25 protein-coding genes are annotated in these 26,165 nt (G+C 54.3%); 14 read left to right on the plus strand and 11 right to left on the minus strand.

The features are described 5' to 3' along the window. Positions 1-154 precede the first annotated feature (154 nt). Positions 155-1,081: a 1,4-dihydroxy-2-naphthoate polyprenyltransferase gene (gene menA, locus HV213_RS28900; protein ID WP_181484215.1), complete on the plus strand. Its 927-nt coding sequence runs from the start codon at positions 155-157 to the stop codon at positions 1,079-1,081. 92 nt (positions 1,082-1,173) lie between these two features. After that, the gene (rraA, locus tag HV213_RS28905) at positions 1,174-1,659 is read left to right on the plus strand and encodes a ribonuclease E activity regulator RraA (RefSeq protein ID WP_181484216.1); all 486 of its coding nucleotides are present in this window, start codon (positions 1,174-1,176) and stop codon (positions 1,657-1,659) included. Between the two features lie 59 nt (positions 1,660-1,718). Here rraA and pfkA read toward each other — a convergent pair whose 3' ends face one another. The 3 genes from pfkA to cpxP form a co-directional block, all read right to left on the minus strand. Further along, the gene (gene pfkA, locus HV213_RS28910) at positions 1,719-2,681 is read right to left on the minus strand and encodes a 6-phosphofructokinase (protein ID WP_181484217.1); all 963 of its coding nucleotides are present in this window, start codon (positions 2,679-2,681) and stop codon (positions 1,719-1,721) included. A 203-nt stretch (positions 2,682-2,884) separates the two neighbouring features. Then, positions 2,885-3,781, minus strand: coding sequence for a CDF family cation-efflux transporter FieF (gene fieF, locus HV213_RS28915; RefSeq protein WP_181484218.1), 897 nt, complete (start codon positions 3,779-3,781; stop codon positions 2,885-2,887). Positions 3,782-3,939: 158 nt separating this feature from the next. After that, positions 3,940-4,443 (minus strand): cell-envelope stress modulator CpxP, encoded by a 504-nt coding sequence (gene cpxP, locus HV213_RS28920; protein WP_181484219.1) that lies wholly within the window; start codon positions 4,441-4,443, stop codon positions 3,940-3,942. Between the two features lie 149 nt (positions 4,444-4,592). On the opposite strand from cpxP, the gene cpxR reads away from it, so the two are divergent. Both cpxR and cpxA read left to right on the plus strand, forming a co-directional pair. After that, positions 4,593-5,291, plus strand: a complete 699-nt coding sequence (cpxR, locus tag HV213_RS28925) for an envelope stress response regulator transcription factor CpxR (protein ID WP_181484220.1) — start codon at positions 4,593-4,595, stop codon at positions 5,289-5,291. Continuing rightward, entirely contained in the window at positions 5,288-6,661 is a 1,374-nt protein-coding gene (gene cpxA, locus HV213_RS28930) for an envelope stress sensor histidine kinase CpxA (protein WP_110276143.1), read from the plus strand. Before cpxR ends, cpxA begins: the two co-directional genes overlap by 4 nt. A 40-nt stretch (positions 6,662-6,701) precedes the next feature. Here cpxA and HV213_RS28935 read toward each other — a convergent pair whose 3' ends face one another. The 5 genes from HV213_RS28935 to sodA all read right to left on the minus strand — a co-directional run bounded on the left by HV213_RS28935 (position 6,702) and on the right by sodA (position 11,341). Beyond that, positions 6,702-7,952 (minus strand): MFS transporter, encoded by a 1,251-nt coding sequence (locus HV213_RS28935; RefSeq protein ID WP_181486522.1) that lies wholly within the window; start codon positions 7,950-7,952, stop codon positions 6,702-6,704. Positions 7,953-8,079: 127 nt separating this feature from the next. After that, complete coding sequence (locus HV213_RS28940) at positions 8,080-9,033, minus strand: sugar phosphate isomerase/epimerase family protein (protein ID WP_181484221.1); 954 nt, start codon at positions 9,031-9,033, stop codon at positions 8,080-8,082. Between the two features lie 8 nt (positions 9,034-9,041). Then, positions 9,042-9,746: a GntR family transcriptional regulator gene (locus HV213_RS28945; protein ID WP_181484222.1), complete on the minus strand. Its 705-nt coding sequence runs from the start codon at positions 9,744-9,746 to the stop codon at positions 9,042-9,044. A gap of 228 nt (positions 9,747-9,974) precedes the next feature. Next, positions 9,975-10,649 carry a 6-hydroxyaminopurine reductase gene (gene yiiM / locus HV213_RS28950; protein WP_181486523.1) on the minus strand — a complete coding sequence of 225 codons (675 nt, stop codon included), beginning with the start codon at positions 10,647-10,649 and terminating at the stop codon, positions 9,975-9,977. A 71-nt stretch (positions 10,650-10,720) separates the two neighbouring features. Further along, positions 10,721-11,341 (minus strand): superoxide dismutase [Mn], encoded by a 621-nt coding sequence (gene sodA, locus HV213_RS28955; RefSeq protein WP_110276139.1) that lies wholly within the window; start codon positions 11,339-11,341, stop codon positions 10,721-10,723. A gap of 292 nt (positions 11,342-11,633) precedes the next feature. Between sodA and rhaT the strand changes: the two genes are divergently transcribed. Beyond that, on the plus strand, positions 11,634-12,668 hold the full coding sequence (gene rhaT / locus HV213_RS28960) for an L-rhamnose/proton symporter RhaT (RefSeq protein ID WP_181484223.1): 1,035 nt from the start codon (positions 11,634-11,636) through the stop codon (positions 12,666-12,668). A gap of 5 nt (positions 12,669-12,673) precedes the next feature. Here rhaT and rhaR read toward each other — a convergent pair whose 3' ends face one another. Both rhaR and rhaS (HV213_RS28970) read right to left on the minus strand, forming a co-directional pair. Next, on the minus strand, positions 12,674-13,522 hold the full coding sequence (rhaR, locus tag HV213_RS28965) for an HTH-type transcriptional activator RhaR (protein ID WP_181484224.1): 849 nt from the start codon (positions 13,520-13,522) through the stop codon (positions 12,674-12,676). 73 nt (positions 13,523-13,595) lie between these two features. Continuing rightward, positions 13,596-14,432: an HTH-type transcriptional activator RhaS gene (gene rhaS, locus HV213_RS28970; RefSeq protein ID WP_110276129.1), complete on the minus strand. Its 837-nt coding sequence runs from the start codon at positions 14,430-14,432 to the stop codon at positions 13,596-13,598. Between the two features lie 311 nt (positions 14,433-14,743). Between rhaS (HV213_RS28970) and rhaB the strand changes: the two genes are divergently transcribed. The 9 genes from rhaB (at position 14,744) to rhaM (ending at position 24,682) form a co-directional block, all read left to right on the plus strand. Next, positions 14,744-16,210, plus strand: a complete 1,467-nt coding sequence (gene rhaB / locus HV213_RS28975; protein WP_181484225.1) for a rhamnulokinase — start codon at positions 14,744-14,746, stop codon at positions 16,208-16,210. Continuing rightward, a complete protein-coding gene (rhaA, locus tag HV213_RS28980) occupies positions 16,207-17,466 on the plus strand; it encodes an L-rhamnose isomerase (protein ID WP_181484226.1) in 1,260 nt (419 codons plus the stop codon). The genes rhaB and rhaA overlap by 4 nt, the downstream gene beginning before the upstream one ends. Positions 17,467-17,622: 156 nt before the next feature. Further along, entirely contained in the window at positions 17,623-18,453 is an 831-nt protein-coding gene (gene rhaD, locus HV213_RS28985; protein ID WP_181484227.1) for a rhamnulose-1-phosphate aldolase, read from the plus strand. A gap of 81 nt (positions 18,454-18,534) precedes the next feature. Next, on the plus strand, positions 18,535-19,521 hold the full coding sequence (gene rhaS, locus HV213_RS28990) for a rhamnose ABC transporter substrate-binding protein (RefSeq protein ID WP_181484228.1): 987 nt from the start codon (positions 18,535-18,537) through the stop codon (positions 19,519-19,521). Between the two features lie 108 nt (positions 19,522-19,629). Continuing rightward, a complete protein-coding gene (locus HV213_RS28995) occupies positions 19,630-21,141 on the plus strand; it encodes a sugar ABC transporter ATP-binding protein (protein ID WP_181484229.1) in 1,512 nt (503 codons plus the stop codon). Next, complete coding sequence (locus HV213_RS29000; RefSeq protein WP_181484230.1) at positions 21,141-22,145, plus strand: ABC transporter permease; 1,005 nt, start codon at positions 21,141-21,143, stop codon at positions 22,143-22,145. The genes HV213_RS28995 and HV213_RS29000 overlap by 1 nt, the downstream gene beginning before the upstream one ends. After that, positions 22,142-23,146, plus strand: a complete 1,005-nt coding sequence (locus tag HV213_RS29005) for an ABC transporter permease (RefSeq protein WP_181484231.1) — start codon at positions 22,142-22,144, stop codon at positions 23,144-23,146. Before HV213_RS29000 ends, HV213_RS29005 begins: the two co-directional genes overlap by 4 nt. Before the next feature lie 76 nt (positions 23,147-23,222). After that, the gene (gene fucO / locus HV213_RS29010) at positions 23,223-24,371 is read left to right on the plus strand and encodes a lactaldehyde reductase (protein ID WP_181484232.1); all 1,149 of its coding nucleotides are present in this window, start codon (positions 23,223-23,225) and stop codon (positions 24,369-24,371) included. Then, the gene (gene rhaM, locus HV213_RS29015; RefSeq protein WP_181484233.1) at positions 24,368-24,682 is read left to right on the plus strand and encodes an L-rhamnose mutarotase; all 315 of its coding nucleotides are present in this window, start codon (positions 24,368-24,370) and stop codon (positions 24,680-24,682) included. The genes fucO and rhaM overlap by 4 nt, the downstream gene beginning before the upstream one ends. Before the next feature lie 46 nt (positions 24,683-24,728). On the opposite strand, the gene HV213_RS29020 is transcribed toward rhaM, so the two are convergent. Next, a complete protein-coding gene (locus HV213_RS29020) occupies positions 24,729-26,108 on the minus strand; it encodes a carbohydrate porin (protein WP_181484234.1) in 1,380 nt (459 codons plus the stop codon). Positions 26,109-26,165 lie beyond the last annotated feature (57 nt).

Genomic DNA, 26,165 nt, shown 5'->3' on the forward strand with positions numbered 1-26,165 from the left:
TGGGGTGAATGACAAATCTGCCGGGAGCAGATTTGAACGTCGCTTGCGACGGCCCGTGAGGGCGAGGCCCATGGATGGGCCGAGTCGTCCGTAGCCAACGTACCTGCAGCTTGAAGTATGAAGGGTAGAGCCCCATTTTTATTGGCCGGGACTAATGACTGAACAACCGATAAACAAAACCCAGGCCTGGCTGGAAAGCCTGCGCCCCAAAACGTTACCTCTGGCCTTTGCCGCCATCATTGTCGGCTCCGCTCTTGCCTGGCATCAGGGCAGTTTCGATCCCTGGGTTGCCCTGCTGGCAATAATTACTGCGGGCTTACTGCAAATACTCTCCAACCTCGCCAATGATTATGGCGATGCGGTAAAAGGTAGCGACAAACCTGACCGCATCGGTCCCCTGCGCGGTATGCAGAAAGGGGCGATTACTCAGGCACAAATGAAACGCGCGTTAATTCTGACCGTGGTGCTGATTTGCCTCTCTGGCCTGGCGCTGCTGTTCTCAGCCTGGCAAACCATGGCCGACTTTATCGGCTTTATGGTGCTTGGCGTGCTGGCAATTGTTGCCGCCATCACCTACACCGTCGGCACCCGACCTTACGGATACATTGGTCTCGGCGATATTTCCGTGCTGGTTTTCTTCGGCTGGCTTAGCGTTGTCGGAAGCTGGTACCTTCAGGCGCACAGCATTGAAGCGGTCATTTTCTTACCCGCGACCGCCTGCGGCCTGCTGGCTGCTGCGGTATTAAATATTAATAACCTGCGCGATATCGACAGCGATCGTGATAACGGCAAAAACACCCTCGCCGTGCGTCTGGGGCCGGTTAACGCTCGCCGCTACCATGCCTGTCTCCTCATTGGCGCTCCGCTGTGCCTGGCGCTGTTTAATCTCATCTCGCTGCATAATCCCTGGGGTTGGCTGTTCCTGCTGGCTACGCCGCTGCTGGTTAAGCAGGCGCGTTTTGTGATGCGCGAGCGCGAGCCTGTGGCCATGCGCCCGATGCTGGAAAGAACGGTAAAAGGCGCGCTGCTGACCAACCTGCTGTTTGTTATCGGAATTATTCTCAGCAAGCTGGCAGGTTAACTGACAAATATCAATTAACAATTGATGATTTTGCCAACAACACGATTCCCGAGATATACTGAAAATTCTCGCAGCAACTGAACGTTAAGCCTATGAAATACGATACTTCCGAGCTTTGTGACATCTACCAGGAGGATGTCAACGTCGTGGAACCTCTGTTCTCCAACTTTGGGGGACGGTCGTCGTTTGGTGGACAAATCATCACGGTGAAATGTTTCGAGGATAACGGGTTGCTCTACGATATGCTTGAGCAGAACGGCCGTGGTCATATCCTGTTAATCGATGGCGGTGGTTCCGTTCGACGCGCATTAATCGACGCCGACCTGGCGCGTCTGGCCGTGCAAAACGAATGGGAAGGGTTAGTGGTCTATGGCGCAGTGCGCCAGGTTGACGATCTGGAGGAGATGGATATCGGCATCCAGGCGCTGGCCGCCATTCCCGTGGGAGCCGCAGGTGAAGGCATCGGCGAAAGCGACGTTCGCGTCAACTTCGGCGGCGTCACCTTCTTCTCTGGTGACCATCTGTACGCTGATAATACCGGGATAATCCTCTCAGAGGATGCTCTGGATATTGAGTAACGCCCCCGTTCATAAAAAGGCCTTCTCTCTGAGAAGGCCTTTTTATTTCACACAAGAAATTAGTACAGCTTCTTAGCGCAATCCAACCAGTCACTTTTGAACGGACGCTTCATGCTTTCGATGGCGTCGATGATATCGTGATGAACCAGCTTCTCATTCTGAATACCAACACAGCGACCGCCAAAGCCCTGCAGCAGCAGGTCGATAGCATATGCGCCCATACGGGATGCCAGAATACGGTCATAAGGAACCGGGGAGCCACCGCGCTGGATGTGACCCAGTACGGTTGCACGGGTTTCACGACCGGTCTCTTTCTCAATGTAATCAGCCAGTTCGTGGATATCGCACATATGTTCAGTAATGGCCACAATAGCGTGTTTTTTCCCTTTAGCGATACCGGCTTTAATTTCTGTCACCAGATCATCACGGGTGTAGTCAACTTCAGGAACCATGACGAATTCACAGCCGCCGGAGATTGCTGCTGCCAGGGTCAGGTCGCCGCAGTAACGGCCCATCACTTCAACAACGGAAATACGTTGGTGAGAGGAAGAAGTATCACGCAGGCGGTCAATCGCCTCAACAACGGTGCTCAGCGCAGTAAAGAAACCGATAGTGTAGTCAGTACCTTTAATATCGTTGTCGATAGTGCCCGGCAAACCGATGCACGGGAAGCCCATTTCAGTCAGGCGCACAGCGCCCATATAAGAACCGTCACCACCGATAACGACCAGCGCATCCAGGCCGCGTTTTTTCATATTCTCAAGAGCAACTGCGCGAATGTGTTCTTCGCGAAATTCCGGGAAGCGCGCTGACCCCAGGAAGGTGCCGCCACGGTTGATCATGTCGGAAACGCTATAGCGGTCAAGCTGAACCATACGATCTTCATACAGGCCGAGGTAACCGTCATAGATTCCAAAAACTTCCAGACCTTCCGTTAATGCCGCGCGCACAACGCCACGAATTGCTGCGTTCATGCCCGGCGCATCACCGCCACTTGTCAACACACCGATTTTCTTAATCATGACTACCTCTGAACTTAGGAAGCAAAAAATAATCCTGTTGCCTGAAGCGCCCCCTCACCAGGAGTGCCCATCGATAATTGCAATAGTATATCAAACGCTTCTGGCTGAATTGATTCAGGTCAGACCAAATGGCGGTAATTTATACAAATAATGCCGATCCGCCCCACATTTTTACATCGAGTTTACAGACTATAACCGAAAGCTCATAAAATACCCTGCTGTGCTAACGGCACCACAGAGCACGGATCCTGATGAATAATCACATCAGAACCCGGAAAACGGTGCAGAATCGCCTGCTCCACCTGGTCAGCAATCACATGAGCCTGAACCAGCGGGAGATTATCTTCCATTTCCAAATGTATCTGAATAAAGCGAGTCGGCCCTGACTGCCGTGTTCGTAGATCGTGCGCCCCGCTGACTCCGGGCCATGCGGTCACGATATTGATAATGTCCTGGCGTTCCTCATCAGGAAGCGCGCGGTCTAATAACGACTGGACGGCGTCATAAGCCATGCGCAGCGCGCTATATAAAATATAGACGCCAATGCCCAATGCAAACAGCGCATCGGCACGGTGCCAGCCATACCACGAGAGGCCGAGCGCCACCAGAATTGCGCCGTTCATCATAACATCAGACTGATAATGAAGCATATCCGCCCGTACTGCCTGACTTTGGGTTTTTCTCACCACCCAGCGCTGGAACGTCACCAATACCAGAGTGCTTATCAACGCAACGAGCGTCACAATCATCCCGACCCCCGCCGCCTGCATCGGTTCAGGGCGCACCAGGTGCTGAATACCGGTCAGGAACAGAAATAATGCCGAGCCGGAAATAAACATACTTTGTGCCAGCGCGGCCAGCGACTCCGCCTTACCATGGCCAAAGGTATGTTCTTCATCGGCAGGTTGTAGCGAATAACGCACGACTAACAGATTGGTTAACGAGGCGGCAATATCGACTAGCGAATCAACCAACGCCGCCAGAATACTCACTGAGCCGGTATACCACCACGCAAAAATTTTGATCAAAAGTAACGCAGAGGCCATCACCGTTGCCGCAATAGCCGCACGGCTCACCAGCTGCCCATAGGATTGATTCATAAACGCTCCTTACTTCGCGATGCGCTTAGTATAACCCGATCTTTTGCCGGGACGGGGAGCAAGGGAGAGGCCATTTGGCCGAATGACAGGCAAAAAAAACCCCCACATCATGTGGGGGAAGACAGGGATGGTGTCTATGGCAAGGAAAACAGGGTTTGTTACTGGGGTTGCAGGGTATTGCTACTACTGGAAAGCATCATCGCTGAGCCTTTTTGCATCCTTGCAACCTCACGCAACTGATCCATTCGTTGCTGGTGCTTAGCATTTAAAACCGCTTGCTGCTCGGGCGTTAACAGGTGGTACATCTGGTTGCGAACTTTTGCCATTTCAACCTGGCGGGCAACCTGTTCCTGCGCCATCTTATCTGCCTGAGCGCGTACAGCGTTTTCATCAAAATTTTCTGCGGTGACAAGGCTATGCATTGTCTCCATTTCGCTAACATTAACGGGTAGCCTGTCGTGGCGTGCCCGGTGCATAAGATCACGTAACTGCTGTCGTTGGTGTTCGGTTAAACTTATGCCGTCAAACATATGGCTCTGGCCGCTGCGCTGGGCCCCGACATCTCCAGGTAGCCAGTTAACGCTGGTGACGACTTCAGCAGCCTGGCTATATGCACTTAGCACCAGCGTTGAGGCCATGACGGCAGCGATAACATTGCGCATCACATACTCCCAAAACGTTTGTGTCGCGATTCAACGAGAGACAGTTTACGATGCAGGCTGCAAACATGCGTCAGGGGGTGTAAAACAACGTAAAGTCATGGATTAGCGGGCCTTGATGACGTAATTTCTGCCTCGGAGGTATTTAAACAATGAATAAAATCCTGTTAGTAGATGATGACCGGGAGCTCACCTCCCTGTTAAAAGAGCTGCTCGATATGGAAGGTTTTAATGTGCTTGTCGCCCATGACGGGGAACAGGCGCTGGCCCTTCTTGACGACAGCGTCGATTTACTTTTGCTTGATGTGATGATGCCGAAGAAAAACGGTATCGATACGCTCAAAGAGTTGCGTCAGACACACCAGACCCCGGTTATCATGCTAACGGCCCGCGGCAGCGAGCTGGATCGCGTTCTTGGCCTTGAGCTGGGCGCGGACGATTATTTGCCTAAGCCGTTCAACGATCGCGAGCTGGTGGCGCGTATACGCGCTATTCTGCGCCGTTCCCACTGGAGCGAGCAGCAGCAAACGACTGAAGCCGGTTCACCGACGCTGGAAGTCGATGCCCTAAGCCTCAACCCGGGTCGCCAGGAAGCCAGCTTCGATGGACAGACGCTGGAACTGACCGGCACCGAGTTCACCCTGCTGTACCTGCTGGCGCAGCATCTCGGCCAGGTCGTGTCGCGTGAGCACTTGAGCCAGGAAGTGCTGGGCAAACGTCTAACGCCGTTTGACCGCGCTATCGATATGCACATCTCCAACTTGCGGCGTAAGCTGCCAGAGCGCAAAGACGGCCATCCGTGGTTTAAAACTCTGCGCGGACGCGGCTATCTGATGGTATCGGCTTCATGATTGGAAGTTTAACCGCACGCATCTTCGCTATTTTCTGGCTCACGCTGGCATTGGTGTTGATGCTGGTTCTGATGCTGCCCAAGCTGGACTCGCGCCAGATGACCGAGCTGCTGGAGAGCGAGCAACGTCAGGGCATCATGATTGAACAGCACGTCGAGGCCGAACTGGCGACCGATCCGCCAAACGACCTGATGTGGTGGCGTCGTCTGTTTCGTGCCATCGATAAGTGGGCTCCGCCGGGCCAGCGCTTGCTGCTGGTGACCAGCGAAGGACGCGTTATCGGTGCTGAACGCAACGAGATGCAGATTATCCGCAACTTTATCGGCCAGGCGGATAACGCCGACCATCCGCAGAAAAAGCGCTATGGTCGTCTGGAAATGGTCGGGCCCTTTTCCGTGCGGGATGGCGAAGATAACTACCAGCTCTATCTGATCCGCCCTGCCAACACGTCTCAATCAGACTTTATCAATCTGCTCTTTGACCGGCCGTTATTGCTGCTGATCGTCACGATGTTAGTCAGCGCCCCGCTGCTGCTATGGCTCGCATGGAGTCTGGCTAAGCCCGCGCGTAAGCTAAAAAACGCCGCCGATGAAGTCGCCCAGGGCAACTTGCGTCAACATCCGGAACTGGAAGCCGGCCCGCAGGAGTTTTTAGCCGCCGGGACCAGCTTTAACCAGATGGTGACCGCGCTGGAACGCATGATGACCAGCCAGCATCGTCTGCTGTCCGACATCTCCCACGAGCTGCGCACGCCGTTGACGCGCCTGCAGTTAGGCACCGCATTGCTGCGCCGCCGCAGTGGGGAGAGCAAAGAACTGGAGCGCATCGAAATGGAAGCGCACCGGCTGGACAGCATGATCAACGATCTGCTGGTGATGTCGCGTAATCAGGCTAACAACGCGTTGGTCAGCGAGACGGTAAAAGCTAATCAGCTTTGGGGTGAAGTGCTGGATAACGCCGCATTTGAAGCCGAGCAGGTAGGGAAATCGTTCACTGTGGAGTATCCGCCAGGGCCGTGGCCGCTGTACGGTAACCCCAATGCGCTGGAAAGCGCGCTGGAGAATATCGTGCGTAACGCGCTGCGCTACTCGCATACGAAGATTTCAGTGAGTTTCTCGGTGGATAAAGACGGGATTACGGTGAACGTCGATGACGACGGTCCGGGCGTCAGTCCGGAAGATCGCGAACAGATTTTCCGTCCGTTTTACCGGACCGACGAGGCGCGCGATCGCGAGTCTGGCGGTACCGGCCTGGGGCTGGCGATTGTTGAAGCCGCCATTCAGCAGCACCGCGGTTGGGTGAAAGCCGACGACAGCCCGCTGGGCGGTTTACGCTTAACCATCTGGCTGCCGCTGTACAAACGTTCATAACGGACTTCCCCGGAATACCATTTCCGGGGAAGCTCAGATCTTATGCTGCTGCAGTTGTTGCAGTGAGTTTTTGCTTCTTAATCCGCTTAACCAGCAGCGTCGAGCAGACAAACCCCATTAAGCTGAACGCAACCATCACGCTAAAAACGTAGTTATAGCCAGTGATGCCGCTGTGGGTGTCCAGCAGCCAGCCATACAGCGTATAGGCAAACATCGCTGGCATATAACCAATAATGCAGCCAAAGGCCATGGCAGAACCAGCATACTCACGCGGTGTGCCAATCTCATCCATTGGTGCGAAGAAAATGGCGCGCTGCGAGAAAATAATCGCCCCAAATCCTAACGTTGCCGCCATTCCCACGTACACATTCATAGACTGATGGGGCAGCTGCATAAAGATAATCATGGCGATAGCAGAGATCAGGAACGTCCACTTCAGATAAACTGTGGGTGACTTGGCAACCTTATCAGCCAGCAATCCCCCAATCGGCCCACCGACCATTTTCAACGCATACTGGTTAATAATGCCGTACGCCCCAACCAACGCGACCGGCAGCATATAGATATCTTTCAGGAACGGGATAAAGTACGTCAGCCCACAATAAGCAGCGTATACGAAGAAGATACCAAGGGCAGCCAGCCAGACATTCGGGCAGGACAAAACATGTTTGATACCTCTTATCACTTCAACATTGGCATTGGCGTTTTCACCGCCTTTTATCTGGTCATTATCGACGATAAAGTAGGTAATAATGCCCGCGACTAAAGTGATTACCGTATAAAACAACAGGCCGGCCTGCATGCCCGCTTTTCCTTCGCCGAAATGGACAAAAACAAATAGCGCACCGGAGGCAACAATAACATCCACCACACCGCGTCCGGCCTCTAAAAAGCCAAACATACGTCCCTGCTCTTCTTGCGTACCGAGCAAGCGAACCGCTTTCAGCAAGACCGGCCAATAAACTACATCAGCAAAAAAGGCCATGGCGGCAAAACAGACCAGATACCCGGTGAAGGACGGCAAAGTCGATAAATACAGACCGCACAACCCAACACCGATTAAACCAAAGGGTAATAGTATCTTTTTAGAGTAACGATCCGCGATATATAGTGAGAGAAAAAGCCCTGCGGTCTGAACGATTGTATATACCGTAAAGCTTAGACCAATTTGCGTATTTGTTAATCCCCAGTCATTTTGCATTGGCACATAAAATACATCCTTCATACTGGAGAGCTTGAATATTGTGCCTCCCCCCAAAATCAAAAAGCACAGCCGTGCCCATTTGTTCATGAACATAATTCACACCCTCATTGCTGGTTGAGAGAAAAGCTCGATCAATCAAATGAATAACAAACCATACGGCCAACCATAAATAATGGCGCGCCTGCATAATTCTCCACTACTTAATAAAAAATTATTAGATATTTATAAAGTCATCACATAGATCACGAATGTATTTAATTTGCGAAAGAGCATGTTCTTTTTCCTGTGCCAGGCGAGCATCAACCAGATGAGTATCAGGCAAAGGGGTATAGCTCGCTTCTCGCCACGGGATCCAGGGATTATCACCTTCATCATCGAAACGAAATGCGGGCGCATAATATTCCACTTCTTCTTCAAGCCCAAAAGAGAGGACTTGTGGTTTATCCTCGCCTAAAAGCAACAATGCCCTGAGCATCTCTTTCATTGGTAAATCGCCATACCCGGAACGACAAGCTTCATGCCCCCAGCCCTTTCCTTCTTTAATAATTCGGGCATCCTTGATATGTACCTGAGTAATTAATGGTGACATAACCTCTAATGCCGCAAGGGGTTGTTCATTGGCATTAATCATATTGCCAAAATCGAACAAAATAGAGAGGTTCTGCATACCGCTATTTCTCACCAGCGCCACCAGTTCATGGCCCTGCAAATCTTCATGCTGTTCAATCGTAAAGCTCAACCCGCAATCATCAAACTGTGACAACCAGGCGATATCACTGGCAATTTTCTCCAGTACATCCTTTAGATAGCCTTCGTAACGAGGGTAGAAGCGCACCGAGGTTGCGCCGGTTGCCTGCGCGATGCGGATGGCGTCAGCCAATGTCTCCCGATCCGATGCGCTCGTTTCTATATGAATATCCAGACCATAGTTTGCCGCCTTTTCCTTAAAGCACTGCAATTGCTGGCTATTCATCTTCTGTAGCGCTTGAGATTCACCATCTTCAACATGGACTTTTACGCCCTTTAATTCTTGTTGATGAGCAATATCCAACAAATCGCCAGGGAGAATACGTTCATAACGCATATTTAAATGAAAAGCATAAGCATGGAGATAGAGCTGTATATTTTTGGCTCGTTCAGCAAGACGTTCTCTATTCATATTTTCCATAATCTTTCTCATTCATCACGAATAACAAGTTCCACGGACTCAAGGCGCCAGTATTCAAAGTCAATCTGAACCACCTTTTTATCATGAGTCGCACGATGTTTTTCTACCAAAATACCGTAGGTATTAGGTGCAACCCCCAATTCCTTACAAGCCATTTCCGGCATATTGACCGGTTTAAAGACCATTTCTTTAATATTTAACACGTAACCAAACTCCTCCTCCCAAACTCGGGCAAAAGATTTGTCTTCCAGTTTCGGGACAAAATCTGGTGCAATTTCAGCGTTAATATAAGACTCATGATAAAATACTTTGTGCTCGTCAAGCCCGCACCATCCAGTGATAAGATATCGTTGACCTGAAGCCTGAAAAACCTGATCAACATGGTGCGGAACGGTCTCAACGGCCTCTTTTGATAAATACCCCCAAAATGGATTGCGTCCCTGGGCTCTTGCTTCAGCATTAAAGCTTGAAAGTGATTTGGGGTTATAAATGAATCGCTTCGACGAAATAAACCAACCACTACGGTTTTTTCTAAAAATACGTGAGTCAACTTCAAGTTCAATAAGAACCTGACGTAAGGTCATACGCTTCGCATCCAACAACTCACAAAGTTCCCTCTCAGAAGGTAACTTTGCGCCAGCCGGTAAATTTTTCTCATTCAGCCAGCTTTCGAAGCGCTCTCTGAGGACATCAACATAGTTTTTCTCTTTCATATCGCCCAATCTGGTTTAAACCAATTTACACATAAGATATTTGAGTGCAGGGAATACTCAAGTTTTTTTTCGTAACCGAGGCTTTTTTTGTGGACCAGGTAGCAAGAATGGCTCTGAAGTACGTGGCCACAAACCTATTGCCACGCTAAATAGATGAGACAAAGCGAAAAGGAAAAGCAGGGGCGATCGGCCCCTATATGGGAAGAGAGAAACTAACGAGCGGGTGAGTTATTTCCCCCACAATCTCCGGGAATTGTCTTCGATCTGCCCGCTTAAACGCCGTTTCTGCATGGTACGGCTCCAGCTCACTGACAGCCCCGCCGCTGATAGCAGGCGGTGGTACTGTTCATCATCAAACGGCATAGACCAGGCGATCGCGCCAGCCTCGTGCACGCTAACATCGCTTAGCCGGGAGACCAGCTCTAGCGGCGTATCGCTGGATACCTTCCCGCCCGCCACCACCCGATACAGCCAGCCGGTTTTGCCGCTGTTCTGCATCAGCTGCGCCATATCGCTGACGGCAAAGTGATAGTTGAGCTTAAAGCACGGCGAACGCGGCTGCGTCACCTGAATCAGCGCCTCTCCCCAGTGGAAGATATCGCCAATAAAGACGTTTTGCTCCGTCAGTCCCTCGGTCGAGAGATTCTCGCCAAACGCCGGGGCGCAGAACAGATCCGCCTGCTGAGGCAGCTCGCGAGCCCAGTGGGCATAATGTTCACGCGGATAGTGGCACAGCGCACGGTCCGGCCCGCCGTGAATTTTCTTCTCCGCCTGCTCATCGCCCTCAAGGCCGAGATCGCCGAGGGTTAATTCACCATCGACCTGAATTTTGCTTATTGCGCTCGGGCGGCTGCCGGGATAGTCGCGAATGCGCCCAATGTAGACATTTAGCGGATAGTGCATCTGCTGCTCCTTGCTGCGGACATAAAAAAAGCGAGTCATCAGACTCGCTTCTCACTCAGCACAATGCAACCTTATTTTTTGGCGGCAAAACGCGCTGCAGCTTCGTCCCAGTTAACCACGTCCCAGAACGCTTTGATGTAGTCCGGGCGACGGTTCTGGAATTTCAGGTAGTAAGCGTGTTCCCACACGTCCAGACCCACAATTGGGAAACCGGAAGCGCCGGAGATAGCTTCGCCCATCAGCGGGGAATCCTGGTTCGCTGTAGAAACTACAGCCAGCTTATCGCCTTTCAGCACCAGCCACGCCCAGCCGGAGCCGAAACGGGTAGCAGCCGCTTTTTCAAATTCCGCTTTGAAGTTATCAACGGAACCGAAATCACGCTCGATAGCCGCTTTCAGGTCGCCCTGCAGCGTAGTACCGGTTTTCAGGCCTTTCCAGAACAGGCTGTGGTTAGCATGGCCGCCAGCGTTATTACGCAGAACGGTTTTTTTGTCAGCCGGCAGTTGATCCAGTTTGGTGATCAGTTCTTCAGCAGACAGGCTAGCGAATTCCGGCAGGCTTTCCAGCGCAGCGTTGGCATTGTTAACGTAGGCCTGGTGGTGTTTAGTGTGATGGATTTCCATCGTCTGCTTGTCAAAGTGCGGTTCCAGGGCGTCATAAGCGTACGGCAGGGCTGGCAGTGTATAACTCATAATCATCTCCATTATTGTCGAGCGGCGGAAGGTGTTAATGCCGCGTAAGCAGTTGGTTCATTATAGTTAATTAAATGATATTGAAAACGCTTATCAATGCCGTATTTTTAATAAGGTTATAACAGACGGTTATACACGTGGTTTTGTGATGTAGAACAACGAATTAAGCTTCTGGTTGCCAAAGAAGGATGTTACGTGGCAACAGGTTGAAGGCAGTAAAACTGACCGATTTTTACACTCATCGGGTCGGAAAATGATTTATCCGATAAAAAAATAGATGAGGATAGAATCAATGAATCACGCGATTACGATGGGTATTTTTTGGCATTTGATAGGTGCGGCCAGTGCAGCCTGTTTCTATGCCCCGTTCAAAAAAGTTAAACATTGGTCCTGGGAAACCATGTGGTCTATCGGCGGGATTGTCTCCTGGCTGATACTCCCCTGGGCCATCAGCGCCATGCTGCTCCCTGATTTTTGGGCCTACTACGGCTCCTTTAATGCCTCCACGCTCCTGCCGGTGTTCCTGTTCGGTGCGATGTGGGGTATCGGCAATATCAACTATGGCCTGACCATGCGCTATCTCGGCATGTCGATGGGGATCGGTATCGCCATTGGCATTACGTTGATTGTCGGCACGCTAATGACCCCAATCCTCAACGGTCAATTCGATGTCTTAATTAACACTAAAGGCGGCCAAATGACGCTGCTCGGCGTGCTGGTTGCGGTGATTGGCGTGGGGATAGTCACTCGCGCAGGCCAGCTCAAAGAGCGCAAAATGGGCATCAAAGCCGAAGACTTCAACCTGAAAAAGGGGCTGGTACTGGCGGTAATGTGCGGCATTTTCTCGGCCGGTATGTCCTTTGCGATGAACGCTGCAAAACCGATGCATGAAGCCGCCGCCGCGCTCGGCGTTGACCCGCTCTACACCGCGCTGCCAAGCTACGTGGTGATTATGGGCGGCGGTGCGCTGGTCAACCTCGGTTTCTGCTTTATCCGCCTGGCAAAAGTGAAGAATCTGTCAGTAAAAGCCGACTTCTCGCTGGCAAAACCACTGATTATCAGCAATATCCTGCTTTCCGCATTGGGCGGCCTGATGTGGTATCTCCAGTTCTTCTTCTACGCCTGGGGCCACGCCAGCATTCCGGCACAGTACGACTACATGAGCTGGATGCTGCATATGAGCTTCTATGTCTTGTGCGGCGGGCTGGTTGGCCTGGTGCTGAAAGAGTGGAACAACGCAGGACGTCGTCCGGTTGGCGTACTGAGCCTCGGCTGCGTGGTGATTATCATCGCTGCAAACATCGTCGGTCTGGGAATGGCCAACTAGCTTCGTCAGGCGGCAGTGCGACTGCGCTGCCGCCACTGCCCCGGCGTCATGCCAATCTCACGGTTAAACACCACCGAAAAGTAGTTACTGTCCTCAAACCCGCACTGCATCGCCACTTCGCCAATCAGGCGTTCCGTATGCTGTAACAGATACTGAGCGTGGCAAATCCGCAGCTGGCGCAGATAGTGGTTGATGGTCATTCCCGTCTGCTGACGAAACTGCTGGCGTAGCGCGCGTTCGCTGCACCCTTCGCGTTCACAAAATTTATCCAGAAAGAAAGGCCGGTTCAGGCTACCCGCCAGTTCGGTAAGCAGCTTATCGAGCAGCGCCTCGCTCTGGGTTGCCGCCAGATTATCGGTGGCATAGCGATAGCGCTGGAGGATAAGCACCAGTTGAGCAAACAGCAGCTCGGCCATGTCATTGGCCTGCGCATCGCTACGGCTACTCTCGTGCTCCAGCTGGGTTATCACCTGACGGACCTGAGCCATACCGCTGCTGCCAATTCGCCAGTGCGGGACCCACGGCGTACCGAACAGGCCGGGAATATGTGCCGCCCAGTCAAAATTGAGCCGTAGCCGATCCGGGCAATAAATCACGTTTTGCAGGACGAGATCGTTCACCGAGGCGTAGGAGTGTTTATCTTCGGCGCGGATATAGAACAAATCGCCGCGCGTTATGCGCCACGGGCGATCGTTAAGGACGTGCAGGCCGTTGCCCCGCCACACCAGCACCAGTTCACAAAACTCATGGGTGTGTTCGGCAAAGACATTTTGCGGATAGCGATCCGCCACCGCCACAGCCTGGGCGGGGGAAGCAAAAAATTCATTTTTGCGAAGAATCAGCTGACCTGCCACTCATCAACTCCAGACGCGAACAAACGCATCATTATTCGCGCTTATACCTGTTAATACGTTGACTGCTCTCGCGTTACTGAAGAATCGCGTCGCGCCCCTGGCGAATATCGCGCGGAGACCAGTCAAACTCCCGACGAAAAAGCGTCGAAAAGTGGTTACTGTCGCCAAAACCACAGCGATACGCGATATCGGTCACGCTGTCATCACTATGGCGCAGCAGATGGCGTGCCTTTATCAGCCGCACCCGGTTCAGATAGCGCTGCGGCGTCAGGCCAGTTTGCTGTTTTAACTGGCGATGCAGAGTGCGCAGCGATAGCGAAAACTGCGCCGCCACCTCTTCCCAGCAGACATCTTCGGCAAAATGATCTTCCAGCCAGGCCATCAGGTGATTCAACCGCGCATCGTTATCCGCGCTTCCTTCAGCAAGGCTGCTTTTACGCAGTAGCACCAGCAACTGCATAAAGAAAATCTCGCGGCTGGCGATGGAATGCATGTCCGAATCCGCACCAACATTTTCCATCTGGCCGACAATCTGGCGAACCTGCTGCAACGCGCTTTGGTTAACCCGCCAGTGTGAGAGGTAATTCCCCTCCTGCTCCTGCGGCAGCAGTTCATTCAGGCCGGACAAAAAGCGAAACGCGTCCGGCGCGCGATAAAGCACATTGGTCAGGCATAAATTATCCGTGTGCTCGTAGAGATGGCGATCGTGATCGCGAATAAAACAGACCGACCCGCCGCTGATGGTATAGGGCTGACCGTTGAAAACATGAATTCCCGTACCGTGTTCGACGATAACAATTTCATGAAAATCATGATGATGCTCAGGAAAAGCCGATTGCGGGAGCCGCGGTTCAATGGCAACAGCAGAAACGCCGGACTTAAAGAAATCCACACTGTGCAACATGGTCATAGCCGCTCCTCGAAATGAGAAAAATTATCAATCAGTGGTGCAAATAGTAATTAAGGGTTGGCAATCCGGCCTTCAATTTTTGACTACAAAATTCGTAAAGCCTGCCGCTTTTTCAAGAAATGGCGGGAAAGATCGGGAACTGCGGACAACATCACATCCCTCAGCGAGCCGCTGATAAAACGAAACTGTGACCTCCCTCACGGTCACCTTTGCTTTCTTGCCAGGGGCCAATTTTCCCTGTCAGTAACAAGAAGGTGAGTCAGCCGCGACTTTTTTAGACTGCTTGCAATGATTTTCACAAGGATCTTCCCATGAGTTTTCGTCATTGTGTCGCGGTTGATTTAGGCGCCTCCAGCGGGCGGGTGATGCTCGCCAGTTATGAACCCGGGCAGCAAACGCTGGCGCTGCGCGAAATTCACCGCTTTACCAATAGCCTACAGAAGGTAGATGGCTTCGACTGCTGGGATATTGATAGCCTGGAAAATGAAATTCGCTGCGGCCTGGTGAAAGTATGCGAACAGGGCATCCTGATCGATAGCATCGGCATTGATACCTGGGGCGTGGATTATGTCCTGCTGGATAAACAGGGTCAGCGCGTCGGCCTGCCGGTCTCTTATCGCGACTCCCGCACCCAGGGCCTGATGCGCCATGCCGAAGAGCAGATGGGACGTGCGGACATCTATCGCCGCAGCGGTATTCAGTTTCTGCCGTTTAACACTCTTTATCAGCTTCGCGCGCTGGTTGAACAGCAGCCGGAGCTGGTCAGCCAGGCCGCGCACGCGCTGCTGATCCCGGACTACCTTAGCTTTCGCCTGACCGGCAAAATGAACTGGGAATACACCAACGCCACCACCACACAGCTGGTCAATATCAATAGCGATAACTGGGATGAAGAGCTGCTGAACTGGACCGGCGCGCCGCGCGAATGGTTCGGTACGCCGACGCACCCGGGCAACGTTATCGGCCACTGGATTTGCCCGCAGGGAAATCATATTCCGGTAGTTGCCGTCGCCAGCCACGATACCGCCAGCGCGGTTATCGCTTCGCCGTTAGCCAGCAAAAATGCCGCCTACCTCTCTTCCGGCACCTGGTCGCTAATGGGCTTTGAAAGCAAAACCCCCTGCACCAGCGACGAAGCGTTGAAGGCCAATATCACCAATGAAGGCGGAGCTGAAGGCCGCTATCGGGTGCTGAAAAATATCATGGGCCTGTGGCTGCTCCAGCGGGTGCTGAAAGAGCAAAACGTCGGTGACCTGTCGGCGCTGATTGCCCGCACGGCGGCGCTTCCAGCCTGCCGTTTCGTTATTGATTGCAACGACGACCGCTTTATCAACCCGGACAACATGAGCGCTGAAATTCAGGCCGCCTGCCGCGAATCCGGGCAGCCGGTTCCTGCCAGCGACGCCGAACTGGCGCGCTGTATTTTCGACAGCTTAGCGCTGCTCTACGCCCGAGTGCTCAACGAACTGTCGGCGCTTCGCGACCAGCCATTCAGTCAGCTGCATATCGTCGGCGGCGGCTGCCAGAACGAACTGCTTAACCAGCTGTGCGCCGACGCCTGCGGCATCACCGTGGTCGCGGGCCCCATTGAGGCCTCTACGCTGGGCAATATCGGCATCCAGTTAATGACCCTCGACGAGCTACATAACGTCGATGAATTCCGTCAAGTGGTGCGGCAAAACTACGCCCTCACCACTTTTACCCCTCATCCTGAAAGTGAAATTGCCCGCTTCATCGCGCAGTTTCAGCCACAACAGACCAAGGAGCTTTGCGCATGACCACTCAACTTGAACAAGCCTGGGAAATTGCCAAACAGCGCTACGCCAGCGTCGGCGTGGACGTCGAGGAGGCCTTGCGCCAGCTGGACCGCCTGCCTGTTTCCATGCACTGCTGGCAGGGCGATGACGTCGTCGGTTTTGAAAACCCGGAAGGGAGCCTGACCGGCGGTATTCAGGCCACCGGCAACTATCCGGGCAAAGCGCGTAACGCCACCGAGCTGCGCGCTGACCTTGAGCAGGCGCTGAGCCTGATTCCGGGGCCAAAACGCCTGAACCTGCACGCGCTCTATCTGGAATCCGAAACGCCGGTACCGCGTAATGAAATCAAGCCGGAACACTTTAAAAACTGGGTTGAGTGGGCGAAAACCAACAAGCTGGGGCTGGATTTTAACCCTTCCTGCTTCTCGCATCCGCTGAGCGCCGACGGCTTTACGCTGTCGCACGCTAACGATGAAATCCGCCAGTTCTGGATCGACCACTGCAAGGCCAGCCGCCGCGTTTCCGCGTATTTCGGCGAGCAGCTGGGCACACCGTCGGTGATGAATATCTGGATCCCGGACGGCATGAAAGATATCACCGTTGACCGCTTTGCTCCGCGCCAGCGTCTGCTGAATGCGCTTGATGAAGTGATCAGCGAAAAATTCGACCCGGCGCATCACATTGATGCCGTGGAGAGCAAGCTGTTCGGGATCGGCGCAGAGAGCTACACCGTCGGCTCCAATGAGTTCTATATGGGTTACGCCACCAGCCGCCAGACCGCCCTGTGCCTGGATGCCGGTCACTTCCACCCGACGGAAGTAATCTCCGACAAAATCTCCGCCGCGATGCTCTATATCCCACGCCTGCTGCTGCACGTGAGCCGCCCGGTGCGCTGGGACAGCGACCACGTGGTGCTGCTGGATGACGAAACGCAGGCTATCGCCAGCGAGATTATCCGTCACGACCTGTTCGACCGCGTGCATATCGGCCTCGATTTCTTCGATGCCTCCATCAACCGCATCGCGGCGTGGGTCATTGGTACCCGCAATATGAAGAAAGCGCTGCTGCGCGCCCTGCTGGAACCGACTGAACAATTGCGTCAGCTGGAAGTTGACGGCGATTACACCGCCCGCCTGGCGCTGCTGGAAGAACAGAAGTGTCTGCCGTGGCAGGCCATCTGGGAGATGTATTGCCAGCGTAACGATACTCCGGCGGGGAGCCAGTGGCTGGATAGCGTGCGGGCTTATGAGAAAGACGTTCTGAGCCAGCGCGGGTAAACCCTCACCCCGGCCCTCTCCCTGGAAGGGAGAGGGAGAAAACCAGGCCTTCTGCGCGATGTTGCCAGAGCGCACCGAACAGTTCCCTCGCCCCTTTGGGGAGAGGGTTAGGGTGAGGGGACAACCCCGCACCGAATTAACAGGAAACACAAGACTATGCAGACCATTATCGACTCCTGGTTCGTCCAGGGCATGATTAAAGCCACTTCCGACGCCTGGCTGAAAGGCTGGGACGAGCGCAACGGCGGCAACCTGACGCTGCGCCTCGATGAAGCGGATATCGAACCTTATGCAGCGGATTTCCACGCTAAACCGCGCTATATCGCCCTGAGCCAGCCGATGCCAACGCTGGCCAATCAGCCGTTTATCGTGACCGGTTCCGGCAAATTCTTCCGCAACGTCCAGCTCGACCCGGCCGCTAACCTCGGCGTAGTAAAAGTCGACAGCGACGGCGCGGGATACCATATTTTGTGGGGCCTGACTCACGACGCGGTACCGACTTCCGAACTGCCAGCGCACTTCCTGTCCCATAGCGAGCGCATCAAGCTGACCAACGGCAAAGACCGTGTGATCATGCACTGCCACGCCACCAACTTGATCGCCCTGACCTACGTGCTGGAGAACAATAGCGAGTTGTTCACCCGCAAACTGTGGGAAGGCAGCACCGAATGCCTGGTGGTATTCCCGGACGGCGTCGGCATTCTGCCGTGGATGGTGCCGGGTACCGACGAAATCGGCCAGGCTACCGCCGAGGCCATGCAGAAACACTCGCTGGTGCTGTGGCCGTTCCACGGCGTCTTCGGCAGCGGCCCCAATCTGGACGAAACCTTCGGCCTGATCGATACCGCCGAGAAATCCGCCGAGGTGCTGGTGAAAGTCTATTCAATGGGTGGCATGAAACAAACCATCACCCGTGAAGAGCTGGTCGCCCTTGGCAAACGCTTTAATGTTCAACCAATGCAGTCCGCGTTAGATCTTTATCAATAATAACATCGCGCCCCGCTCACCGAGACGGGGCGAAAAATCACCTGCAAACCCTACAAAACTGACTCATGTGGAGTAAAAGCAATGAAAATAAAGACAAGCTTGATCCTCACCGTTGCCGCCATGGCGTTGTCCGGTTCCGCTTTAGCTGAAGTTAAAATTGCCCTCGTGGCAAAATCATTGGGAAATGGATTCTTCGAAGCAGCGAACGTTGGCGCGCAGGAGGCAGCCAAAGAGTTAGGCGATGTAAAAGTTATCTATACCGGCCCGACCACCACCACGGCCGAAGCGCAGATCGAAGTGCTGAATGGATTGATCGCCCAAGGGGTGGATGCGATCGCGATTTCCGCTAACGATCCCGACGCCGTGGTGCCGGTGCTGAAAAAAGCGATGCAGCGCGGCATTAAGGTGGTCTCCTGGGACTCCGGCGTCGCGCCTGCGGGCCGCCAGATCCACCTAAATCCGTCCAACAACGCGCTGATTGGCGAAACCAACGTCAAGCTCGCCGCCGATGCGCTGAAAGCGCTCAATGTGGAAAAAGGCGATGTGGCGATTTTAAGCGCCACGCCAACTTCCACTAACCAGAACATCTGGATTGCGGAGATGAAAAAGGTGCTGCCGCAGTACCCGTCCGTCAATCTGGTCACCGTCGCCTACGGTGACGATCTGTCCGATAAAAGCTACCGCGAAGCGGTGGGTCTGCTGAAGTCATATCCTGATCTGAAAGTGATTGTTTCGCCTTCATCGGTGGGGATCGTTGCCGCCGCGCAGGCGGTGAAGGATCAGGGCAAAATCGGCAAGGTGTACGTGACCGGGCTGGGGCTGCCGTCGGAAATGGCCGGGGCGATTAAATCCGGCGCCAGCAAAAGCTTTGCCATCTGGAATCCGATTGACCTCGGTTACGCCGCCACTTACCTGGCGGATGATTTAGTCAAAGGCACGGCGACCAAAACCGAAGCCAATATGGGCAAGCTGGGCAAAGTGAAGCTGGATGTCGACGGTAACGGTGCGATGGCCGAGCCGTTCGTCTACGATGCCAGCAACATCGATAAGTTCTCGAAGATTTTCTAATCCCTGTTCCCTCACCCCGGCCCTCTCCCAAAGGGAGAGGGAGCAAACCATTCCCTCGCCCCTTTGGGGAGAGGGTTAGGGTGAGGGGCGATTTTACGGAGAACTATCATGTCAGCATCCACCCCACTGCTGTCGCTGAAGGGCATCACCAAGATTTTTCCCGGTGTGCGCGCCCTTGAGAACGTGCAGCTCGATCTCTGGCCCGGCAAAGTAACCGCCTTAATCGGCGAAAACGGCGCAGGAAAATCCACGCTGGTCAAAGTGATGACCGGTATTTATCAGCCCGAAGAGGGCGAAATTCTCTATAAAGCGATCCCTATCCAGCTGCCGAACCCGGAGTCGGCGCACAAGGTGGGGATCACCGCTATTCATCAGGAAACCGTGCTATTTGATGAGCTGTCGGTCACCGAAAATATTTTCGTCGGCCAGTATCTGCATACCGGCCTGCTGAAAAAACTCGACTGGCCTGCGATGCACCGCAAAGCCAGCGAGATCCTCAATCGCCTTGAGGTGCAGATTGACCCGCGCGCGACGCTGAAAACCCTCAGCATCGCCCAGCGCCATATGGTGGCCATTGCCCGGGCGCTCTCCTTTGAAGCTCAGGTGGTGATCCTCGATGAACCGACAGCGGCGCTCTCCCAACATGAAATTCTGGAGTTTTATCAAATCGTTGAGCGCCTGAAGCAGGACGGAAAAGCGATTCTGTTTATCTCGCATAAGTTCGATGAGATTTTCGAACTGGCGGACTACTACACCATTCTGCGCGATGGCGTGTACGTCAGCTCCGGGGCGATTAACGACATCACCGAAGAACGGATGGTGGCGATGATGGTCGGTCGCGCCATTACGCAAACCTACCCGAAAGTCGACTGTACCCCAGGGGAAACGGTGCTGGAGGTGAAAGATCTCTGCCACCCTACCGAATTCGCCCATATCAACTTCAGCCTGCGCAAAGGGGAAATTCTCGGCTTTTACGGCCTGGTCGGTGCCGGACGTACCGAGCTGATGCAGGCGCTTTCCGGTGTATCGCATCCCTCTTCCGGCGAGATCGTGCTGAAGGGCAAAGCGATGCGTTTTCGCCAGCCTGCCGACGCCATCAGCGCCGGTATCGTCTGCGTCCCGGAAGAGCGGCAGAAACAGGGTGCGATTATCGCCCTGCCGATCGCCCAGAACATCAGCCTGCCGCAGCTCAGCAAACTGAACGCCAACGGGGTGCTGAACGACGCCCGCGAATGGCGGCTGGCGGATGAGTACGCCTCGCGCCTGCAGGTCAAAGCCTTTAGCTGGCGACAGGCGGTAGAGACCCTCTCCGGCGGCAATCAGCAAAAAGTGGTGATCGGCAAATGGCTGGCGACCCATCCGGAGGTGATTATCCTCGACGAGCCGACCAAAGGCATCGATATCGGCTCCAAAGCGGCGGTGCACCAATTTATGTCCGAGCTGGTCAGCCAAGGGCTGGCAGTGATCATGGTTTCTTCGGAGCTGCCGGAAGTGATGGGTATGGCTGACCGGATTATCGTGATGCACGAAGGGCTGATGGTCGCCGAGTATCAGGCCGGTGAGGCCACGGCAGAAACCATCGTCAGCGCCGCCAGCGGCGTCAGTCAGGAGGCCGCGTAATGGGCAAACAACTGCTTAAACACCGCGAAGCGCTGCTGGCGGCGGTCATCATTTTGATGATCGGCGCGATAGGCAGTCGGGTGCCGTCGTTTATCGCCCCAGGCAATCTGGTGGAGATGTTTAACGACACCTCGATTCTCATCATCCTCGCTCTCGGCCAGATGATGGTGCTGCTCACCAAAGGTATCGATCTGTCGATGGCCGCCAACCTGGCGCTCACCGGGATGATCGTCGCCCTGCTCAACGCCCACTATCCGGGGATTCCCGTGGTGGCGCTGTTGGCGCTGGCAACCCTGCTTGGGCTGCTGATGGGGGTGATTAACGGCCTGCTGGTCTGGCGGCTCGGCATCCCGGCCATCGTGGTGACGCTCGGCACCATGAGCATTTACCGGGGGATTATTTTCCTGCTCTCCGACGGCGGTTGGGTTAACTCGCACCAGATGAGCGCTGACTTTCTCGGCCTGCCGCGCGCCTCGCTGTTGGGCCTGCCGCTGCTGAGCTGGTGCGCCATCACCGCACTCTTGCTGGTCGGCTATTTCTTACGCTTCAGCCGCACCGGGCGAGCGCTGTACACCGCTGGCGGCAACGCCACGGCGGCGTACTACACCGGGATTAATGCCGGGAAAATGCAGTTCATCAGCTTCTGCCTTTCCGGCGCGCTGGCCGGGTTCTGCGGCTACCTGTGGATCTCACGCTTTGCCGTCGCCTACGTCGATGTCGCCAACGGTTTCGAACTGCAGGTGGTCGCCGCCTGCGTGATCGGCGGTATCAGCACCATGGGCGGAACCGGTCGGGTGCTCGGCTGCCTGTGCGGTGCCTTGTTCCTCGGCGTTATCAATAACGCGCTGCCGGTGATCGGCATTTCGCCGTTCTGGCAAATGGCGATTTCCGGCGCGGTTATCGTGATTGCGGTGCTGCTTAACGAGCGCGGCAATAAAGGTCACGGGCGGTTAATCCTGCGCAACGCGGCATTAGCCCGACAGAAACAGGCGGTGAAATCATGAGCAAAATGATGATGTCTGAAGAGATGAAAAGCGTCCCGGTCGCACCGTCACCGCTGCGCCGCCTACTGTGCTGGGAGGGTTTTCTGCTGGCGGTCACTCTGGCGGTATTCGTGGTTAACGCCCTGGCGTCGCCCTACTTCCTTAATATCTGGAACCTGTCGGACGCTACGTTTAATTTCACCGAAAAAGCGATCATCGTGCTGCCAATGGCGATGCTGATTATCGCCCGCGAAATTGACCTTTCGGTGGCCTCGACGATGGCGCTGAGTTCAACGGTGATGGGCTTTTGCGCGGCAGCGGGCATGGACACGCCGCTGCTGGTGGTGGTCGGATTGGGCGTCGGGCTGCTGTGCGGTCTGTTCAACGGCATTCTGGTGACGCGCTTTAACCTGTCATCGATTGTGATCACCATCGGCACCATGAGCTTGTATCGCGGGATGACCTACATCCTGCTGGGCGACAAAGCGCTCAATCACTACCCGGACAGCTTCGCCTGGTTCGGTCAGGGTTACGTGTGGGGGGCGCTCTCTTTCGAGTTCGCGCTGTTTATCCTCCTCGCCGCCGCCTTTACCTTCCTGCTGCATAAAACCAACTTTGGCCGCCGAACCTACGCCATCGGTAATAACCCGACCGGGGCCTGGTTTTCCGGGATCAACGTTAAACGCCACAACCTGATGCTGTTCGCGCTGGTCGGGCTAATGGCCGGGCTAGCAGCGGTCCTGCTGACCTCCAGGCTCGGCAGCACCCGCCCGACGCTGGCGATGGGTTGGGAGCTGGCGGTGGTCACCATGGCGGTGCTCGGCGGCGTCAATATTCTCGGCGGTTCCGGCAGCATGGTGGGGGTGATTATCGCCGCCTTCCTGATGGGGCTGGTGACCTTCGGGCTGAGCCTGCTCAACGTGCCGGGCATCGTGATGTCGATCATCATCGGCGCGATGCTGATTGTGGTTATCTCGCTGCCGATTATTACGCGACGGATGATGCAGCGAAGACGAATTTAATTTCCCCCTCTCCCTTTGGGAGAGGGTCGGGGTGAGGGGAAACGGATTACCCAAATCGACATTAAGGAGAATTATCATGAGTTTTATGTTGGCACTTCCTAAAATCAGCCTTCACGGCGCGGGCGCAATCGGCGATATGGTCAAGCTGGTGGCGGGCAAACAGTGGGGTAAAGCGCTGATCGTCACCGACGGTCATCTGGTCAAAATGGGCCTGCTCGATAGCCTGTTTGCCGCGCTGGACGCCCAGCAGATGTCATATCATCTGTTTGACGAGGTGTTCCCCAACCCGACCGAAGCGCTGGTGCAAAAAGGCTACGCGGCATATCAGGAAGCAAACTGCGACTTTATTATCGCCTTTGGCGGCGGCAGCCCAATTGATACCGCCAAAGCGGTGAAAATCCTCACTGCCAATCCGGGACCGTCCACCGCCTACTCCGGCGTCGGCAAGGTGAAAAACGCCGGCGTGCCGCTGGTGGCGATCAACACCACCGCCGGAACGGCGGCGGAGATGACCAGCAACGCGGTGATCATCGACTCCGAACGTCAGGTTAAAGAAGTGATTATCGACCCGAATATCATCCCGGATATCGCCGTTGATGACGCCAGCGTGATGCTGGATATTCCGGCGTCCATCACCGCCGCCACCGGCATGGATGCGCTGACTCACGCCATTGAAGCCTTCGTTTCCGTGGGCGCGCACCCGCTGACCGACGCCAACGCCCTGGAAGCGATTCGCTTGATCAACCTGTGGTTGCCGAAAGCCGTGGACGACGGACATAACCTCGATGCCCGTGAGCAGATGGCCTTTGGTCAATATCTGGCGGGCATGGCGTTTAACAGCGCTGGTTTAGGGCTGGTCCACGCGCTGGCCCACCAGCCGGGCGCAACCCACAACCTGCCGCACGGCGTGTGCAACGCCATCCTGCTGCCAATCATCGAAAACTTTAACCGCCCGAACGCCGTCGCACGTTTTGCCCGCGTGGCGCAGGCGATGGGCGTCGAGACTCGCGGCATGAGCGATGAAGCCGCCAGCATGGAGGCGATCAACGCCATCCGCGCCCTGAGCAAGCGCGTCGGTATTCCGCAGGGCTTCAGCCAGCTTGGCGTCAGCAAAGAGGACATTGAAGGCTGGCTGGATAAGGCGCTGGCCGACCCGTGCGCACCGTGCAACCCGCGCATCGCCAGCCGTGACGAAGTTCGCGCGCTGTATCTGGAGGCATTATGATCCACAAAGCTTTTGTTATGCAGGTAAACCCTGACGCCCATGAAGAGTATCAGCGCCGCCACACGCCGATCTGGCCGGAGCTGGAAGCGGTGCTGAAGGCCCACGGCGCGCACCACTACGCAATTTACCTCGATAAAGAGCGCAACCTGCTGTTCGCCACGGTGGAGATTGAATCGGAAGAACGTTGGAACGCCGTCGCCAGTACCGAAGTGTGCCAGCGCTGGTGGAAACATATGCGCGACGTGATGCCAGCGAACCCGGACAACAGCCCGGTCAGCGCGGAGCTGAAAGAAGTGTTTTATCTGGATTAAATCCATGGCTGCCCCGCTGCGCTAAGCGGGGCAATCTTTCAGGACGTTAGAAGAAATACTTAAAGCGCAACCGCGCGCCGTAGCGGTCGTCGTCATCGCCCTGGCTCAGCTTATTGTCACTATCCAAAATAGAGTAATAAGCACCGAGATAAATATTAAAGTTCTGCATATTCATCACGTTCGGGATTTGATACGAAGCGTGGAAAGTATGAATATTGTAGGTGCCTTCGTCTTTAATCCAGCAATCGTTATCGCAAATCACCCCGGCATAATCGCTGATTTTGTTATGCGCGTAGATATATCCCAGCTCAAAGCGTTGCCACAGTGCGTTTACCCCGGCGGTAAAATCTTTTTCGTTACTGGCGTCCATATAAGCGGTGTTCAGGTTGACCACCACGCCGTTGTCCGGGTCGCTCTTCAGACCGTTCCATGTCATGGTCAAGCCGTAGCCGGTACGATCGGACTGATCGACAAAGTTGCCCTGCGCATTTTTATACCCGTAGGCGTTTTGCACTACGTTGGCCTCCATTGCCGCCGCTACGGAGAATTCATCCTTCGCCCATGACACAACAGGGCGCAGGTACGCAACGTTCTTTTTCTGCTCCATATCGCGACCATGGTAGCCGCTATCTTTATACAGTGACGTGCCGTCTTCCAGCAGGGTGTTAAGCTCAAAATACCAGTTATCAAGCTGCTTGCTTAGCAGGAAATTGCCGCCCGCGTCAGAACGACCGCGCCCCTCTTTCATCATATAGATATAGCCATGGCCGTCGCTGTACAGGTCGTTGGCGGTATTGCCCGAGTGTTCAACGAAAGTGTCCTGATTTAACGGGAACATATCGTAAGCTTCAAAGCGCCCCACTTTGACCTTCCAGTCGTTCTCCTGACCAAAGAAGAATGCGGCATCATCGAGGTTCATCGAGCCGGTCATATCCGCCAACGGCTGAATGGAGAACCCGGCAAAATAGCCGTTGTCCATTTTACGAATGCCGTCAAAACCCAGCAGGATGCGACCGTTTAAATCCCAGTTCTCGTAGGTTGGGTCGCTACCAACATCAGCGTTGGTCATCGCCAGCAAGCCACGTTTGCTTTCCGCATCCATGTTGAATTCCACGTCGCCGTAGATTTTCAGATCGCCATAACCGGTTAATTTAAGCTCAGGTGCGGTAATATTCTTTTTACTCTCTGCAATAGGGGTCTGGCTTTTTACCGGCACCGCATTTTGTGCGGCCTGTATAGAGGCATTCTGTTTATCCTGTAATTCTCGCACCTGGCTTTCCGCCACCGTCGCCCGGCTTTCAGCGGCGGCAAGCCGCGCTTCGAGTTGTTCCATACGCTGCTCGAGGGTCAGGTGATTATTTTTCGCCACTGCTGAACCTGCCATTAAACATAAACCAATCGCTATCGATAATACTTTTTTATTCATTTTTATTTTCCGGAGGTATAAGAGGGTCAGGTGAGTAGAAAACTCACCTGTGTTTAC

This window comes from Klebsiella sp. RHBSTW-00484 (genome assembly GCF_013705725.1).
Classification (GTDB): domain Bacteria; phylum Pseudomonadota; class Gammaproteobacteria; order Enterobacterales; family Enterobacteriaceae; genus Klebsiella.